The sequence below is a fragment of the Secundilactobacillus paracollinoides DSM 15502 = JCM 11969 genome, assembly GCF_001311135.1.
Taxonomy (GTDB): domain Bacteria; phylum Bacillota; class Bacilli; order Lactobacillales; family Lactobacillaceae; genus Secundilactobacillus; species Secundilactobacillus paracollinoides.
This window is the reverse complement of record NZ_BBAG01000028.1, coordinates 23,369-39,865: the sequence shown is the minus strand read 5'-3', so window position 1 is coordinate 39,865 and position 16,497 is coordinate 23,369. Positions and strand designations below refer to the sequence as shown.

The following is a 16,497-nucleotide window of genomic DNA, read 5'->3' as shown; positions in this document are numbered from 1 at the left end:
AAAAGACACGCAAAGCACTAGCTTCACGTGTCTTTGACGATTGAACGCCTAGTGATTAGGCTGGTTTAACGTCTTTAGATGGTGATTTGAGTCGTTTGTAGAAGACCCAGTAGCTCCAGATGAAGTAGATCAAAACGATTGGCAGCAACGTGAAGGCCAGGATGGTCATCAGGTGCAGCGTATAAGGTGAACTTGACGCGTTTTTGATCAGAATCGAGTGGGCACTGTTAGTGGCAATCATGACGCGTGGGAATAAGCCGTTGAAGATCAGGATCACGATGCTGATCAAGGACAACCCGCTCGCGATAAATGCGGTCCAGTTGTGCTGACCAACAACACTCCACCAAGCAATCAGCGTCAACACTACCAGGACACCCAAAATGCTCCAGGTTGAAACTGGCTTTTGTTTGAAGAAGTCCGTAAAGATCATTAGCAAAATAACGAACAGCACTTCGCCAACAATCAGAACCGGATATAAAATCTTGTTCCAAGCTTGCGCCCGGTCGCGTAACGTGCCAAGGGTCTTCAATTGTAAGAAGTTCAACCCGTGGATAAGACACATCAGCGTCACTGCCACGCCGCCAACAAGCGATAACCAGTTCACGTATGTGGTGAACGTGCCAATGACGTTACCGCCAGCATCCATGGGAACCCCCTGAATGAGACTGGTAAACATCATTCCAAAGAGGAAGGCTGCACAGAAACTGCCGATGGTGCCAGCCCATTCCCAGAAGTGCCGCCATCTTGCGGTTTCCATGTTAGCCCGAAATTCAAAGGAAACACCCCGGAAAATCAGGGCAACAAGGATGAGGAAGAGGACGATGTAGTAGCCTGAAAACAGTGAGGCATACCACATTGGAAATGAGGCAAACATCGCCCCACCAGCGGTGATCAGCCAAACTTCATTACCGTCCCAGTGCGGGCCGATGGTTTGGATGATCGTGTCTCGTTCAGCCTGGTCGCGACCGAAGAACCGAATGGCCATCCCGATTCCGAAATAAAACCCTTCGAGGAAGAAGAAACCGCTAAACAGGACACCGATCAATAAGAACCAGAGTAATTGCAGACTAGTCATGGTTAAACGCCTCCTGTCCAAACGGATCTTCGACTTTGGCTTCTGGCGCGTCCTTCATACTATTGTAGTTGTTCGTTTCAACTGCGTCTGGTCCCGCTTTGAGCACTCTATGCGACAAGATGAGCATAATCAGACCCAATCCTGCGAACAAGCAGAAGTACACAATGTTGGTAAACAACAGCGAGGTAACCGTTGACGTTGGTGAAACGGCATCCGCAATCGTCAGCAGTCCGTAAACGACCCACGGGTAGCGGCCAAATTCAGTCACAAACCACCCAGCGGTATTGACGATGAATGGGAGCCATAAACAAAGTCCCAGAACATACAAGAACCAGCGTTGTTTCATAATGGCCTGACTCTTCTTGCGGTTAAAGAACAACCCGACAATGGCCAGTAAGGCGAAGAGTCCGCCAGCAACGGCCATAATTCTAAAGCTCCAGAACAAGGTCTTCGTTGGGACATAGTAGTCCTTTAATGCCTTCCCCTTTTGGCCAGCATACTTTGCCTTCAATTCTTTATTGACGGTATTTTGGCCCTTCACAGTCCCGTTTAACTTGTGATAACTCAAAATGTTCAGGACGTGTGGAATGTCGACCGACCAGTTCGTCTTATGCGCCTTGGTGTCAAACGACGCAATTGCCGCCCACTCACCCTTGTTGGTGGAGTTCTTGTAAAGTCCCTCCATTGCGGCGAACTTCATTGGCTGATTATTGATCAGGAACCGCGTTTGCGTGTCCCCAGAAGCAATCGACCCGACTGATGCCAGTAACCCAATAATCAACGCAACTTTCAGTGACTTACGATAGAAGTGTTCGTGGTCCTTTTTAAGCAACCGCCAAGCACAACAACCGGCAACCACGAAGGCCGCCGTCACTCCGGCACCGAAGATCACGTGTGGAAATTCATTCCACAATTGCGGGTTTAAGATCACCTGCGAGAAGCTGGTCATTTGGACCCGCCCCGTCTTGGCATTGATCATGTATCCGACTGGATTTTGCATAAAACTGTTCGCTGCCAGGATCCATAACGCTGATAATGAGGATCCAAACGCAACTAACCAAATAAACAGTGCGTGAATTCCTGGTTTGAATCGGTCCCAAGTAAACATCCATAACCCAATGAACGTGGATTCAAGGAAGAACGCTGCCAAGGCTTCAATTGCCAGTGGCGCGCCAAAGATGTCCCCCATGAACCGTGAATACTCTGACCAATTCATTCCGAATTGAAATTCTTGAATAATACCTGTTACAACACCAACCGCGAAACTATAAAGAAAAATCTTGCCCCAAAACTGGGCCATTTTCTGATAGGTCTTGTCCTTTTTAATCACGTAGACGGTTTCCATTACGGCAACAATAAAGGCTAATCCAATGGAAAATGGTACAAAGAAGAAATGGAAGACCGTCGTCATCGCGAATTGGAACCGCGACAAGGACAACATCGATAGACCTGCGATTAACATAATATCCCCCCTTACAAAATTTTCGGACACCTTATGGTTTTATTATATCGGTCGATAAATGAATATTCAATCTTAAGCCCTTCCAAATTGAGAATTATTCTAAACTTCGACACACTTTAGTGAAACTGGCTTGTATTGTTGCAACAGATTGTGCCATTTTCTTGAAAAATACTGCTTATCTTTTCAATTAAATAGAAAATAACCTGATGATTTCGGGTGTCGTCATCAAACATTTTTCGATCTATGTTTGATTCCCAGATGCGTCCTTTTACCAGAAGCGGTTTCATCCAACTAATTGAAAAGATTCACGCAAATCAATTGACAAACGGGCGAAAATCAAGTAAATTACATAGAGTTTGACTTGGGGAGATGACTCGTAATGAAAATTGGCGATCAAGTGTCTTTTAAATTAGAAGGCAAAGATTTCACGGGCTTCATCGATAAAGCGTACCAAAACTCTTTCATGATCACATTCAAGAGCGACGATGCAGACATTACCGATAAGTACCACGACCGCGTTGTGATCAACAACAAGAAGTTAAAGCTCATCAAGGCTGCACCGGAAACGGAAACTGACGATGATGCAGAGACAACTGATGATAAATAGGTAACATTAAAAAAGATGACTTAGGCGTTCGCCTGAGTCATCTTTTTATGTTATTGCATATTATTCAAAGGTTAAGCCTAATAATTTCACTTGCGACTGAACGATCATATCGCACAGATCATCATAGGCGATACCCGCTGCTTCCGCTTCTTGCGGGAGTAAGGACAATGGTGTCATCCCAGGAAGTGTGTTTGCTTCGATCACGTAGAGGCCGTTCTTATTCCACAAGAAATCAATTCGGCCGTAGTTGGTCATGCCAAGCACATCCATGGTCTTCTTCGCCAACCGCTTCATTTCATCATGCACGTCATCTGGAATGTCTGGTGGTGTCTGGAACTTCGTGGTATTCCCACTGACAAATTTATGCTCAAAGTCGTACCAGCCATCAGTCACGATGATTTCAATGGCCGGCATTGCTTCGCCATCAACGACACCCATTGAGAACTCGCGCCCATCGATGTATTCTTCGACCAACACGTCACTGTCAAACTTGGCACTCTCCTTGAGTGCGGTATGCAGTTCAGCTTGATCGTGAACGATGTACATCCCAACGCTGGAACCCCCGTTGGCCGGCTTAACGACCGCTGGGAAGTTAAATGGCAGTGAGACGTTGGTCTGAAGACTAGCGTGCGGCAAGTTCATAAACCGCGCCGTTTGAATGCCGTTAAACAGCATCAACTGTTTTGAAACATTCTTGTCCATGGCAATGCTGATGCCAGCATACCGCTCCCCGTGTAGGGAATGTTGTTGAGGTCCAGGGCTGCTTGCACCTTCCCACCTTCACCATCGCCGCCGTGCAACCCAATGTAAACAAGGTCTGCCAAACCGGCGATCTTCATCACGTTAGGACCAAAGAGTTGCGTCGTCCCATCCGTCCTTAAGGCGTTGATGCGGTCATCCGTCATGATCTCATCACTGATATTGAGGTCAACTTCCTGTTCTTCACTAGTAAACAGATTGGCAAGTTGTGCCTCATTGGCATCTTCAAGGCCTAAAAACAAATCAACTAGGGCAACTTCGTAACCTTTACGCCGTAATGCGTTGGCTACTTTCGCGCTAGAAGAAAGGGACACGTTTCGTTCAGTGCTGCGTCCGCCCGCTAATACCACAATTTTCATATTTTCGTTCCTCCGCTTCAGTTCCGCTTCGTTTATAGAATCTTAAGTATATCATGAATTGGAAGCGGTGACTATGGAAGGGCGATTAGAATTTGCAAAGAGCGCGAAGCAAGGCGTTTGGGGGCGGAGCCTAAGGGACTCTGGTCATAAAAGGCCGGGCCTGCCTTTTATGACCAGAGTCCCTTAGGCAGTAGCCCCTTGCCTTGCTGAGCGCGTTTCCACTAGGTGACAGAGAAGGCAGAAAAGGCTGGGTCTGCCTTTTTTGGTCAAAGTTGCTTGTGCAGTAGCCCCTTGCCTTGCTGAGCGCGTTTCCACTAGGTGGCAGAGAAAGCAGAAAAGGCCGGGCCCGCCTTTTATGACCAGAGTCCCTTAGGCAGTAGCCCCCTGCCTTGCTAAACGCGTTTCAATCGATGGCAGAAAAAGAAGAAACAAAATCTAAACTGCACTCAAGCCTAGACGCATCACCCCGCCCCACTGACCAGCCCAATAAACCGAAAAAAAAAGAACGACCACCCAAGAACCCAAACAGATTCCCGACCCAGTCGCCCCAACAATAACTCACCCAAAAAATCCTAACTTACTTACTAACCCGGCTCATCAAATGACGCAACGGCAACCCGATCACAGGCACCAAAATTCCCGACATAATTGCCTCCAGAATCCCATTAGTCGCCATAATCCCAAGTAACCATGGCATCAATTTTGCGATGTGCAATTTGGCCATCGGCAGCATATGAAACTGGTAAAGCAGCGCCATAAATCCAAGGACGAAAATAGTATTGATCAGCGCCCCAACGACTCCAGTCAGCGCTAAATGCCAGGTCTTAGCACCTTGCGTGCCAGCCAGAAGAACAGCCAGCCGGCAACAAGTCCGACTAAGAACCGCGGTACGACTGAAACTAATGGATTGACCAGCACATAAACGGCTAGCGGACTCGTCGGCCAGACAAAGGCGCGAATCCAATCAGTCAGTCCCCAAACGAGACCGACGATGGCGCCCTCACGTGTGCCCATGGTGACACTAGCAATGACCGTGGTTGCCTGAATCGTGACAATGCTGAACGGACCGACAGGAATGTAGCTAAAACTGGCACGAGCGTTTGAATAATAACAATGGCAATAAACAGAGCTAACAGACTGATCCGATAAGCGTTACTTCGAGTTTTGATGATGGTTCACTTCCCTTTTGAGTTTGACTGCTACATGAATGACATTTCTAAACAAGTCCAACCTGCCCTTTTTTGTAAGCAATACATAATCGGTAACTTGTTCATTTGTAAAGGATAGCACTTTTCACACCAGAAAAAAGCAATTTTGCCAAATTTAATGACACGAATGTCATTTTCTTTTAAAACGGTTACATCTGTTTGAAAAATAATGCATATTACAAGACAAGTGTTGCTGATTCTTGTTATGCTGAAGTCATAGAAAGGTGGTGGTTCGATACGACAGATAATCGTACCGAGGGCCGCCTGAACCTGGGCGGTAACCGTTATCCATGTGGCCAACCCACGGCTCCGAAGAAAGCACGTCGGCCGACCAGCGGTGCTTGACGCGCGAGTCGTGACTGGGGGACTGCTGCGACGACTAGGCATCACGCTAACTGACGCAAGAACTCAATTGGCGAAAGAAAAAAGAACCCGCCGCACCATTCTGGATCGTCAGAATGATGCGGCGGGTTCTTTAGTTGTCGCTAGTTAACCTATTGGATGTATATCATAGAAACAATAATAGCAGTGTCACCGCACCCGGCAGTGCCTGAATCAGATAGATCTTCTTCGTCACCGTTGCACCGCCGTATAATCCGACCACAACCACAAACAGACTCAGCAGCTCAAAGAAAACGACCTGAGCGTGCGCGGTAAACATGACAAATCCCAATAAAAATAGCACGCCTAACGCAGCGTTATAGATTCCCTGATTCTTTAGTGCCAGTTGCGCACCAGACTGTTTAACAAAATCTAAGTCCATGTCAAAAGCATTGGCCTGGACTTCAGGCTTCGCAAACATTTCCAAATAAGCGATGACTATATGTAAGATACCCAAGAGTCCTGCCAAAATCATCCCAATTGTTACCATGCTGTCTCACCCCCTAATGATCATTCTTAATATCTACCCTACCATACTTTATCACGACGCAATATCATGAACGCCTGAATATTTTTAAACACGTGTGTTGCAAACCAGCAGTTCGTGGTACATTAAAGCTAGTGTGGATTTACAGGGGGAATCTCATTTGATAAAAAAACGAGCAAAATTTGGTTAAATGGTCGCACTTGCCAGCCTTGTGATGCTAACTGTGCCAGTCACGACTCACGCTCCGCAAAAACGAACACGATTCCGACAGTGTTACGCGGCAACTGGTACTTCTACGTAAAGGGCGCCGGCTATGACGAATATAAATTGACGACGCATACGCTGACAGAGCTTCAGGTCACTGCCTTTGGCACCAAGAAGGAGCACCACTACTCAGCTAAAAGCTTGAGCGTCGTTAAATTCAAAAAGGCCTACTATGTTTGGAGCACCAAGGGTACCGGGATCTCATTCGGTTTCAACCCTGGCCGCGTCAAGGTCAACGGCACCTATAAGCCCGCCATCGCGGTAAATGGTCTCTCAGATAAAACGCTAAAATCTGGCAAGACCTCAACAGCGGTTGGCGATGTTTACACGCCTTTTAAAACGAAAAAGGCTTACACAATTTACTTTTAAGTTCGATAACGATCGTAGCTTGCAAAATAATTCACTACTATATTAAGCAATAATCCAGCAGAAAGAATTAGATATTCGTTCTGCTATTTTTTGTGTATTTAAATCTGTCATTATTAATTAATAAAATTATTCTATTATTATAATATAAAAACATGATGGTTAAAAAAGGTAAGTCAGGTTGTCTTGTCACCATTAAAACGCTGTTATGTCAGCGATTATTACAATTTCCATCTGAATACGTTATGACATCTTCACATATCATCGGCCAATTTTAAACAAGTGTTCATGATTATAACTAAATTAGTATTATGTAATGCTTTTTAAATGCATTTGTACCTAGTTCGTGCTACACTGCTCTCAAAAGGACGGTGATGCGAGAACGCAACCACTCAACCGTGTTTAGAGTGGTGAAGCAAGTGGGAAAACCTTACGATATAACTACAATTATGAAATTATGCCGTTGGGTCGTTATGTGACGGCTGTCTTTTGGGAAGATGGCCAACATAGAGATCTTTCGGACGTGCTCTCTACCTGCTGGGATAGCACGTCTAATCCTCGGATCTTATGGTTATCGGCAACCCTCACAGACCCCCAACATTTTGTCTGACAGCGTGAGCACAATGAACACTGTTGTACCCCAATTCAGTTGAGCACTGAAACATTTACCTTCACTGGTATTCTTCAAATGTTCGGCGCATCAGTGTGACGTACCAATGCAATCAACACCTTATGGCTCACAAATTGATCATCCGGTTTGTAAATCACGGGCATCGCCTACATTCCTCGTTGCGGTGCCGTGAAGTCACTGCGGATGGGTTTTCCCACTGCACGCGCGCCGATGGTGCAGGTCTGCGACCATCATCATCGGAAAACGACCTCGTCAGTCAGTGAGCTGACGGGAATACTGCCTGCTAAACATCATGGTTCACTCCCGTCGTTTAGTCCGCAGTCGTCGTTTCATCTATTTTGGCCTATGAACAATTAAATCGAAAATACCGAGTGTCTGCCTCTCCCGGCATTAACGTTGTTTCATCCTATTCTATATTATTCTCAAATGTTTCCCCGAGCGGCTGAGAAAGCGAATGAAACGAACCGGTAGTACACCGGCGTCAAAAGCGCCCTCAGCTAGATGATCTAACTGAGAGCGCTTGTTTGTGATTAAATTAGTTTAGCTGTCGTTTTACGTATGTTTTAAAATCGGTCGGTTGGCGTCCAAGCAACAGCCGTAGCACAGTGCTATTGCCGTCGAGTCCCCACTTGCTATAAGTGTCCGCAAGGTGTTTGAAACCCGTTCTAAAAAATAAATCTTGCGCATCAATAGTGTCAAGAAAGGTCTCAACGTCAACATACTCCGCCACCGCTTGTTCACCAGTTAGTGCGTTGTATTGTTGGACAAGCTCATTTGGCGAAAAGGGTTGCGTGCCCACGAGTTCATATGTGGCCTTATTATGCTGGGCTATGTTGCCAATCACCTGTACCAAAACTTCAGCGACATCTTTTGGATCCACGTACGCTATCTTAGAATCCACATTGTAAAAGATCTGATACTTGCCGGTACGATGAACAAGCTGCGGATCAAAATTATGCATGTAGTGCATTGGTTGTAGAATAGTGTACGGCAGTTGAGACGTCATACCCTGATAGATCAGATGTTCTTCCACATCGCGCTTGGCGGTGTGCTGCAGTAACGTCGTCAAAATTGGGTGCGTCACTGACACAAAAACAAACTGCTTGACTTGCCCAGCAGCTGACAGATCAATTAGGTTCTCGCCGATCAAGGCCTCTTCAGCTGAAAATAAGGGCGGAATATAAACAATCTGGTCAGCACTAGCGACCAGTTGCTGTTGAAATGCAAGCTGTGTCAGGTCTCCAACCAGTGCTTGTTTAATCCCTGGGAGTTGTTGAACTTTCGGATCAATATCTGTTGCGATAACATCGTAGCCAGCGGTCACAAGTGTGTGCACCATAATACGACCTGTGTGACCAGCTGCGGAAGTGACTAAGATCATCAGACCATCTCCTTTTTACTCATTATAGCGTCAATTAAGTGCAATTGCACTTAATAAGTGATTTCATTCACGAAAGGAACATGAACCTTATGAAACTATAAAATAATCACATTTTAATTACCGGTGGGACCAGCGGCATTGGCTTCGCCCTCGCAAAACGCTTCATGGATCTGGCAACCAAGTCCTCGCTGTTGATTTTAGCGAAAAGAACATTGAGGCCGCAAAAAAGGAGCGCCCAGAATTGCTGACCTACAAGGCCGATCTGAGCTCTCCTGACGACCGGGAAGCCCTAAAGACTTGGGTCGATGATAACTTTAGCGATCTCGATATCCTGTTTAACGACGCTGGCATTCAACGGTGGATCAATCTCCAGAACCTCAAGCACGACTGGTCCTGGTACCACCAAGAACTGGCCGTCAACCTTGAAGCGCAGTTACACCTGACCTTCTTATTCTTACCGCAGATCACCGCGCAACCGAATGGTGCCTTCATTAACATTTCGTCCGGATTAGTGATCAACAACGGTGCATGGGTTCCCGTTTACACAGCCTCGAAGAACGGCGTGCACGGGTTTACGCAAGCACTGCGGCTCCAGTTACAGGATACCGCAACCAAAGTGTTTGAGATCCTGCCGCCTGCTGTAAATACAAATCTGGGTGGTGCTGGCGAGCATAACTACGGCAATGACCTCGATGAATTTGCCGATGCAGTGATTCAGCAGTTACAAGATGATTTACCTGAGATCACCTTTGCCTCATCATGGGACCAGCTGCGGCTGATAAAGCAACCAACCAAAAGACGACCCAGGAGACCTGGAATCTGTTTAAGGATAACCCGACCTTTAAGGACGCCTAATCGATGCCAGCCAAGGCGTGACGCAGATTTAAAATTTGGTCGTAGGGTGGTAACGATTGCCCGGCGCTATCTAAAAGGTAGCCGTTCAGCCGATCAAGGACCGTGGTGATCTGGCTCGCCCGCGTTTCACCCATTTGTGATAAACGCAGTCGCGTGGCCCGGTGATCATCCGGATCTGCCTCCTTGATGATAAACCCATCTTCAATCAAATGGTTGATGGCTCGAGTTACCGTGCTGGGATTTACCTTGATGATCGTGTTCAACTGATTTTGAACGATACCGGGATGAGCGCCAATTTTCATCACGTAAAAATAATTCGTGGCGGTCACCCCAAAGGCTTTGAGATTAGTATTGAGCCACTTCACAATGGCGTAATTTAATTCTGCGACTTGTTGTACAAGATCTGCTGGTTCTTGTGTTGTCATATTGACCGTCCCCGTTCGTTTGCCTGCAACTTGAATGATAATCATTTGGGTATAGTGTACCATAACATTGCTTATGATCACGTGTTGACGAATTGAGAGATAACGGTTGATTAATAGGTGAGGCGCCTTATCAAACACAAGTTGCGGACTTGGACAGCATCCAATTGCATTTTATATCAAAAGGCCACGCGCAGTTTACTCTTTCGGTAAGCTGCGCGTGGCCTTTTGTTGCTATTTTGTTGTCATTCGGACAGCGTTAATCATAATCAGTTTCTTCAGGCGCTTTTTATATTTTGGATTCAAAATCACCTTTTTTGTCACTTTTTTTCTGCGATTATCAATGATTGTATCTTAAGATGACTATCTATTTTACGTAGTGGAAACGAGTTCCGAAAAACTGAGACCGGCCACGTAAGGGCAATGCGTGACAAATCCAAGTACGGGATTTATCACGCATTGCCCTTACGCTCTGGTCTCAAACCGTTTTTCTCCACTCTCTAATTCTCAACCCCACCATTCCCAGTAAACACAGTCAACTCATCCGCATAAATCAAAAGTTCACGCGCATAACTCGGATGGTTAAAAGTGGTCTTGATCGTCGATTGCAATTCATGCAAATTATCGGTAATAATGCCGTCCACATTCAGAAACATCATGTGGGTCATGTCGTCTTGTGAATCGACCGTCCAAGCCAGCACCTTTTGCTTATTGGCATGGGCCTGATCCACGAAGGTTGCATTCAGCGTGGTCTCCTCCATGGTATAGGCATCTGCCTTGGTCTGGGGGAACGTCAGGTTGTACGGCAAAATGAAGCTCGCCGTTTCCTTTGGATCATGCTTGACCACATAACTGATCACAGGATAGCTCAACGAGTGCATCCAGTCGTGATCACGCAATAACCGTGCCTTGTACCGTTTCATAAACAGCTGCATCATATTCGCGGAGTCGTGCTTGTTAACCTTGATCTCGACTAGCAGGCGCTGGTGGTCGCGTTCAGCCGCAGCCAAATACTGGTCAAAGCTGGCGACGTGCGCGACATGGCCGTTTTCTCGGGCTTTAAGCTTGGTCATTTGCTTCAACGTTAATTGGTATGGCTGCTTGATGACGCCGGTTAGATTCTTCAAATTTTCGTCGTGCATGACCACAAACTGATGATCCTTGGTCTCATGGAGGTCCATTTCAACGAAGGCCGGCTTTTCCTTGCTCGTTTTATTCAGTGCTGGAATCGTGTTTTGCACGCCGTTGCCGTTGTCGACACCCCGGTGAGAGATGGCGAGCGGCTCTGTGAGAACTGCGCCACGTAGGTACATCACGTTATAAGCACCCTGGCTCAGCAGGAAAATGACCACGACGACCGCGGCCAGACGCCGACTTCCCCGCGGGTGGCTGAGGGATGTAACCGTTGGTGCAACAACCTCTGACGGGCTCTGTTCAATGATCCGGACGAGTAAGAGAATAAAGATGGCCAACGTGGCCGCGCCCACCACCTTTATCCAGATCGACAATAATGCCATATTGGTCACAGCCCCAACGAAGGCAACTGTTTTAGATTGTTTATCCAGTTGGACCTGCAAGCCATACAGCAGGATTGACCCAACTGCCGTGTTGACAATGCTAAGGATTCCCAACCAGGCCAGACGCCAGAAGTAGGCCCAAGTGTGATGTCGCGTCATCCGCCAACTGTTTCGTGCAGCGGTAACACCATGCAACTGGCCGAGGACTGTCAATGGCAAGATTTGCACTAACCGTATGCCAAGATAGGTGACGACAACGGCCGCGATGACTAATAAAGTCGCGTATAACGCGTTGCCTTCAAGAAAGCTGATAATGAACGCTGGAATCTGAACTTTTGACAGCAGTGGCGACGTAAAGTACATATCTGAAAATGGCAAAATGAGCACAAAATACGGAATAAAGAACAGGAAACTGCTGACCCGCAAATGGCGCATGGCTTGTAGCGCTGATAAGGTGATTCGTGTCAGTCGCCGTTCTTGGTCATGGTGAATACCTTCAACTCCCTGAATCAAGAACGCAAACTGCCAGAAGACGATCAGCAGGATCACCAACGCCAGCGCAACCAGTTCAATTACCGCCAACGGTCGTTTGGTGAGCAACCAGCCAAAGTTTGTGTAAGACACGTATGGCACATCATTTTGGACCATGATGAACTTCGTGAGCCATCGCATGATTGGCACGATGATGAAGGTCAAAATTAAATTCAATGTAAAAATCAGTGTTATGTAGGCGACCCAGTTCTTAAAAAAAAGTCCGGATCGTTTGACGAAAGAGATGCTTCGTATTCATATTGACTTCCCCTTTTAAGTCTCAGATTGTTAGTTCTAGTATGACATAAAATAAACTTAAAAGTTGAAATAGGAACAAAAAACACCTTTTACCAATCAACCTTTAATTTCGATAACTCAGTTGATAGTCCTTTGACGGTTTATAGGTCGTAAAAATCATCAAATGCCCATTTTGATTCGGCGTCATTAACACATGCCGTGTTTTACCAGCAAGCTTCAAATGGTATGAATAATTTGGTTCTATGTCACCGGTAGTGGTATTGCCAAAATAATAACCCGTTAATGTATGTGTCCCGTGACCTAACAGTTTAAGCTGGGCTTTACTGTGTGACACGATAAATTTATTGCCTGTCAGTGAACTTGAAAAAGAAAGCCCACCCGAATACTTGACCCGCTGTGAATGCGCCGTCACAGTGTACGTTTCACGAAATTTTGGACCGCCATTTGTCGAATCATTTTTGGTGAAGTAATGGTACCAAGTCCCTCTTAAACTTGTCGGTGATGTATGGGAACTTGCCGATACACTCGTCGTTGTGTCAACCGCAAATAGCCCTAACGACACTACCCCAATTAATGTCCCACGTAGTAATTGATACATAACTAACACACTCCCTTTTATTCCATTATAGACACCATTCCGTATGATAGTCATCCAGCACTTCATTAAAGTGTGTCGATGCTAAAAATATCACGAATGCTGTGGTTAAAATTGGTAAACGGCCGATTGGTATAGAAAACAGAACTATCCAACGCTGTTTCACCAAAGAAAGCTGCACAATTGGTTGCGGCATCTTGAACGTAGTCCTCATACTTATATGCGATGTCTTGGCCTTTATACGATTCATACCGTTTTTTTAACTGCAAAGTTTCGGTTAGACGCTGATAAAGCCAGGTTTTTTCTAACCATTTTTCAGTAGTTTCAATCGGCCTAAAATGCGTAACAGCCATACTTCGACATTGATTTTGGAGAAGATAACGTTGATATGATGATGGTTAGCCGTCTGTAATGCAGTCACCAGACTATCTTTGTCTTGACTGTCATCATCAAAACAGACATATATCGACCCAGAAAAGCCGTTTCCTTGGGCGTTTCGCCATACAATGGCTCATTCACCAACTTGTTGCCCTTTTGCCCGTTTTCATTTCGAAGCTTGAGTTTAATGCCGCTACCATTGTATTTTTGCTGCAACATTTTAAAGTAATTCAGCTCCGTTTCTCCTTCACAAAAAATCATCACTTCAGTTCGGATTTTCTTAGGTCGTCGTTTTCTAGTCACGTGGTACTTCTCCTTATAGCCGTAGGGCCTTATTGAGTTCATCACTGTAAATAATTGGCACCGCCCCAAACTGTCCCTTTCGGTAGCGTTTCGAAAAGGCAATATCTGATCTTGACAGGTCATCCCCATAATCAAAAACAGAATAGAGGTCACTTTCACCGCGAAAATTCTTCTCGGTAAAATATATTTGATCAACACGAAGCTGTTGGTCAAGCAAATCAATTTGATGACTGGTGATTACGAATTGATTCTCATTTTGCTCAGAATTGAAGAAGGCAACCAGTGCCACTAGCATTTCTTCGTGGAGTCCAGTCTCAAACTCATCAAAAAATATCGTTTTATTTTGATGCTGCAACTGCGCGTTTAAAATGGCTAATGCAATTAAAACGATACGCTGGGTGCCAGTGGATTCTTGCGTTAACGGAATCTCAACCTCCCTCACCACATGCCCCGTGTCATCGTAGGCTTTATGGATAGTCAATAATGTAGCCGCTGATTGTAACTGATGGTTGTTAGCCTCTGGAATTGTCGTTTGAATGCGAATGCCTTGAATACCCGTATCAGCGACTCTCAAAAAATGCTTCAATGCCTCTTTTGTGCCTTTGGATTTCAGAATGTCAGCATCAAAATGGGCGTTGTCAATCTGACTATCAACTATGATCAAATCATTTTTAAACCAATCAAAAACGGCCACAGCGTGAAAATCCCCGTCATTGTTTTTTTAAAAGTGGACTCAACGCAAAAAAATGCCGCACCCCCAAAAGGAGATGCAGCATTTCAATCACGCATTTAATAATCCGAATGCCCCGCCAGCTTCAGCCGTCGTGCACGCCAAGCCCAGTGGACATAGGCCACCAGCCAAAACGCAGCGAAGAACCCAACCAGCGCGTAACCGAGCCACCCCAGATCAACGCTGGCGATCCAGCGACCAAAGCCAGTTGGCATGTGTACCATTTGCAGCAGTTCAAACGAACCAATGCCTAACGCAGTCACAGCGGAAATACTGGTCATCACAATGTTGTAGCGCATCTTTTTGCCCGGCGTATCAAACGCCCAGCTATACGCACACAACATCATGGTAGAATCCACCGTGTCCATGAGGTTCATACCGGAAGCAAACAGGATGGGAAGGGCAAAGATACCGCAGGCCGTGGCGGTCGTTTGACTAGCTGTCACAGCAGAGAGCGCGATGACCGTGATCTCGGTGGCGGTGTCAAAGCCAAGGCCGAACACGAACCCGATGAAGTACATCTGCCAATCGTGACGGATCCACTTAAATAGCGGTGCTAAAATCCGCGCAAGAACCCCACGCGACATCAACAAGTTTTCCAACTCTGGCTGGTCCGTTGCGGCCTGCGTATGACGACGCATCCGTAACAGCTTGCCCAGAATCACGAAACTACTGAGAGCAATAATCAGCAGAAAGACGCCGGAAATAACCGTCCCGATCTTACCGCCAATTGCGTTTAGCAACGTCAGTTTCTCGCGCGCCCAGCCCAGCGAGACGCGAACGGCTAGGATCATCAAGAACACAACGGTCGAGTGGCCGATCGAGAAATACCAGCCGACACCGTACGCCGATTCGTTTTGGTTCAATAACCGGCGAACCGTGTTATCGATGGCCGAAATGTGGTCGGCGTCAAAAGCGTGGCGGAGTCCCAGGGTGTAGGCCAATACGCCTAAGCCAACGAACTTAGGTGCGGACTGTGCCGCCACCAAGAGTAGCCCAATGCCCAGCAGGTGCAGGACAAGGGTCAACCCATAGAACGGCATGGTCTTTCGCAAACGCATTTTTTTCATCACGGCACTTCCCTTCCCGATACGCGACCTAGTCGACTAAGGCTGACTTAACGTCGGCGGTCAGACTTTCGTTCATCCGACCTAACTTGAAGCCTTCAAGGTCAACGGTGACGTAGTCAAACCCAAATTCTTGTAATTTGTCATTGATGGCAAACATTTGAGCAACTAAATCGTTGATTTGGTCAGCCATGATTTCGATCCGGGCTAACTTATTTTGAACACGAACACGAACAGTGGCAAAGCCTAAGCTACGCAGGTAAGCTTCTGACTTCATGACCCGTTGGATGCCTTCAACAGTCAATTCAGTATCGTATTCGAACCGTGATGATACGGAACAGCTGGCAACCTTGTTCCAGTTTGACAGACCGGCTTCACGAGCCATGTCGCGAACGTCTGACTTGTAGATGTTAGCCACTTGGAGCACGGAAACGGCACCCTCTTCATCGCGGGCACGTAAGCCGGGACGGAAATCGTTGTTGTCGTCCATGATCATGCCGTCTAAAACGACGTCGCAGTTGCTGTTATCTTTGAGGTCGTTCATCTTTTGGTAGAACATCTTTTTCATCCAGTACCATGAGCTGGCACGGTTGTTCTTGATGTCGTCGTTTGCCAGGTAGTCCAATGTGGTCCCTAAAACAGTGGCACCCATTTCTTGGGCAAGATCCATTGCCTTGGTGTATTCTTCGTCGGTGAACAGGTCAGAGTTGGCAACAACGGCCAGAACGTTTTCCTTACCCAACGTCTTCAAAGCGGCGTCCAACACAACGGTTGAATCGATTCCGCCAGAAAAGGCAACTAACACCTTGTTGTACTGTGACAATGCTGCGGTTAATGCTGATTTTTTTGCTGATTCCATGT

The 16,497-nt window shown here is 46.5% G+C and carries 16 protein-coding genes and 2 pseudogenes; 3 read left to right on the top strand and 15 right to left on the bottom strand.

What is annotated here, in order from left to right; genetic code table 11:
• Positions 1 to 55: 55 nt before the first annotated feature.
• Complete coding sequence (gene cydB, locus JCM11969_RS09955; protein ID WP_054710943.1) at positions 56 to 1,075, bottom strand: cytochrome d ubiquinol oxidase subunit II; 1,020 nt, start codon at positions 1,073 to 1,075, stop codon at positions 56 to 58.
• Positions 1,068 to 2,537, bottom strand: a complete 1,470-nt coding sequence (locus tag JCM11969_RS09950; RefSeq protein ID WP_054710941.1) for a cytochrome ubiquinol oxidase subunit I — start codon at positions 2,535 to 2,537, stop codon at positions 1,068 to 1,070. The genes cydB and JCM11969_RS09950 overlap by 8 nt, the downstream gene beginning before the upstream one ends.
• 379 nt (positions 2,538 to 2,916) lie before the next feature.
• Between JCM11969_RS09950 and JCM11969_RS09945 the strand changes: the two genes are divergently transcribed.
• A complete protein-coding gene (locus tag JCM11969_RS09945) occupies positions 2,917 to 3,144 on the top strand; it encodes a DUF2187 domain-containing protein (RefSeq protein ID WP_054710939.1) in 228 nt (75 codons plus the stop codon).
• Positions 3,145 to 3,204: 60 nt separating this feature from the next.
• Here JCM11969_RS09945 and JCM11969_RS09940 read toward each other — a convergent pair.
• The 4 genes and pseudogenes from JCM11969_RS09940 to JCM11969_RS09925 form a co-directional block, all read right to left on the bottom strand.
• A pseudogene (locus JCM11969_RS09940) lies at positions 3,205 to 4,262 on the bottom strand (D-alanine--D-alanine ligase family protein).
• A 577-nt stretch (positions 4,263 to 4,839) separates the two neighbouring features.
• Positions 4,840 to 5,019 (bottom strand): hypothetical protein, encoded by a 180-nt coding sequence (locus JCM11969_RS20425; RefSeq protein ID WP_439709741.1) that lies wholly within the window; start codon positions 5,017 to 5,019, stop codon positions 4,840 to 4,842.
• 53 nt (positions 5,020 to 5,072) lie between these two features.
• Complete coding sequence (locus JCM11969_RS20420) at positions 5,073 to 5,291, bottom strand: hypothetical protein (protein WP_369523222.1); 219 nt, start codon at positions 5,289 to 5,291, stop codon at positions 5,073 to 5,075.
• 687 nt (positions 5,292 to 5,978) lie between these two features.
• Complete coding sequence (locus JCM11969_RS09925) at positions 5,979 to 6,341, bottom strand: DUF1304 domain-containing protein (protein ID WP_054710935.1); 363 nt, start codon at positions 6,339 to 6,341, stop codon at positions 5,979 to 5,981.
• 267 nt (positions 6,342 to 6,608) lie between these two features.
• Here JCM11969_RS09925 and JCM11969_RS09920 point away from each other — a divergent pair, with 267 nt between their 5' ends.
• Positions 6,609 to 6,971 carry a hypothetical protein gene (locus JCM11969_RS09920; protein ID WP_054710933.1) on the top strand — a complete coding sequence of 121 codons (363 nt, stop codon included), beginning with the start codon at positions 6,609 to 6,611 and terminating at the stop codon, positions 6,969 to 6,971.
• Between the two features lie 1,163 nt (positions 6,972 to 8,134).
• On the opposite strand, the gene JCM11969_RS09915 is transcribed toward JCM11969_RS09920, so the two are convergent.
• The gene (locus tag JCM11969_RS09915) at positions 8,135 to 8,980 is read right to left on the bottom strand and encodes an SDR family oxidoreductase (RefSeq protein WP_054710931.1); all 846 of its coding nucleotides are present in this window, start codon (positions 8,978 to 8,980) and stop codon (positions 8,135 to 8,137) included.
• A gap of 166 nt (positions 8,981 to 9,146) precedes the next feature.
• Between JCM11969_RS09915 and JCM11969_RS17140 the strand changes: the two are divergent.
• Positions 9,147 to 9,944, top strand: a pseudogene (locus tag JCM11969_RS17140) (SDR family NAD(P)-dependent oxidoreductase); the annotation flags it as partial.
• On the opposite strand, the gene JCM11969_RS09910 reads toward JCM11969_RS17140, so the two are convergent.
• The 8 genes from JCM11969_RS09910 to larE form a co-directional block, all read right to left on the bottom strand.
• Positions 9,832 to 10,260, bottom strand: a complete 429-nt coding sequence (locus JCM11969_RS09910) for a MarR family winged helix-turn-helix transcriptional regulator (protein WP_162231470.1) — start codon at positions 10,258 to 10,260, stop codon at positions 9,832 to 9,834. The pseudogene JCM11969_RS17140 and the gene JCM11969_RS09910 overlap by 113 nt on opposite strands.
• A gap of 497 nt (positions 10,261 to 10,757) precedes the next feature.
• Positions 10,758 to 12,482, bottom strand: coding sequence for a glycerophosphoryl diester phosphodiesterase membrane domain-containing protein (locus JCM11969_RS09905; RefSeq protein WP_263850050.1), 1,725 nt, complete (start codon positions 12,480 to 12,482; stop codon positions 10,758 to 10,760).
• Between the two features lie 184 nt (positions 12,483 to 12,666).
• Positions 12,667 to 13,161, bottom strand: a complete 495-nt coding sequence (locus JCM11969_RS09900; protein WP_054710925.1) for a hypothetical protein — start codon at positions 13,159 to 13,161, stop codon at positions 12,667 to 12,669.
• A 65-nt stretch (positions 13,162 to 13,226) separates the two neighbouring features.
• Positions 13,227 to 13,511, bottom strand: coding sequence for a hypothetical protein (locus tag JCM11969_RS09895; RefSeq protein WP_054710922.1), 285 nt, complete (start codon positions 13,509 to 13,511; stop codon positions 13,227 to 13,229).
• A 64-nt stretch (positions 13,512 to 13,575) separates the two neighbouring features.
• Positions 13,576 to 13,839 (bottom strand): hypothetical protein, encoded by a 264-nt coding sequence (locus JCM11969_RS09890; protein WP_054710920.1) that lies wholly within the window; start codon positions 13,837 to 13,839, stop codon positions 13,576 to 13,578.
• Between the two features lie 13 nt (positions 13,840 to 13,852).
• Positions 13,853 to 14,533, bottom strand: a complete 681-nt coding sequence (locus JCM11969_RS09885; protein ID WP_054710918.1) for an AAA family ATPase — start codon at positions 14,531 to 14,533, stop codon at positions 13,853 to 13,855.
• Between the two features lie 95 nt (positions 14,534 to 14,628).
• Complete coding sequence (locus JCM11969_RS09880) at positions 14,629 to 15,639, bottom strand: HoxN/HupN/NixA family nickel/cobalt transporter (RefSeq protein ID WP_054710916.1); 1,011 nt, start codon at positions 15,637 to 15,639, stop codon at positions 14,629 to 14,631.
• A gap of 28 nt (positions 15,640 to 15,667) precedes the next feature.
• Entirely contained in the window at positions 15,668 to 16,495 is an 828-nt protein-coding gene (gene larE / locus JCM11969_RS09875) for an ATP-dependent sacrificial sulfur transferase LarE (protein ID WP_054710915.1), read from the bottom strand.
• Between the last annotated feature and the right edge of the window lie 2 nt (positions 16,496 to 16,497).

Excerpts from the sequence above, each read along its gene's own strand:
- JCM11969_RS09915 (WP_054710931.1), bottom strand. The coding sequence starts at position 8,980 with ATGATCTTAGTCACTTCCGCAGCTGGTCACACAGGTCGTATTATGGTG.
- JCM11969_RS09900 (WP_054710925.1), bottom strand. The coding sequence starts at position 13,161 with ATGTATCAATTACTACGTGGGACATTAATTGGGGTAGTGTCGTTAGGG.
- JCM11969_RS09925 (WP_054710935.1), bottom strand. The coding sequence starts at position 6,341 with ATGGTAACAATTGGGATGATTTTGGCAGGACTCTTGGGTATCTTACAT.
- cydB (WP_054710943.1), bottom strand. The coding sequence starts at position 1,075 with ATGACTAGTCTGCAATTACTCTGGTTCTTATTGATCGGTGTCCTGTTT.
- JCM11969_RS09950 (WP_054710941.1), bottom strand. The coding sequence starts at position 2,537 with ATGTTAATCGCAGGTCTATCGATGTTGTCCTTGTCGCGGTTCCAATTC.
- JCM11969_RS20425 (WP_439709741.1), bottom strand. The coding sequence starts at position 5,019 with ATGGCGCTGCTTTACCAGTTTCATATGCTGCCGATGGCCAAATTGCAC.
- JCM11969_RS09945 (WP_054710939.1), top strand. The coding sequence starts at position 2,917 with ATGAAAATTGGCGATCAAGTGTCTTTTAAATTAGAAGGCAAAGATTTC.
- JCM11969_RS09895 (WP_054710922.1), bottom strand. The coding sequence starts at position 13,511 with ATGGCTGTTACGCATTTTAGGCCGATTGAAACTACTGAAAAATGGTTA.
- larE (WP_054710915.1), bottom strand. The coding sequence starts at position 16,495 with ATGGAATCAGCAAAAAAATCAGCATTAACCGCAGCATTGTCACAGTAC.
- JCM11969_RS09910 (WP_162231470.1), bottom strand. The coding sequence starts at position 10,260 with ATGACAACACAAGAACCAGCAGATCTTGTACAACAAGTCGCAGAATTA.
- JCM11969_RS09880 (WP_054710916.1), bottom strand. The coding sequence starts at position 15,639 with ATGAAAAAAATGCGTTTGCGAAAGACCATGCCGTTCTATGGGTTGACC.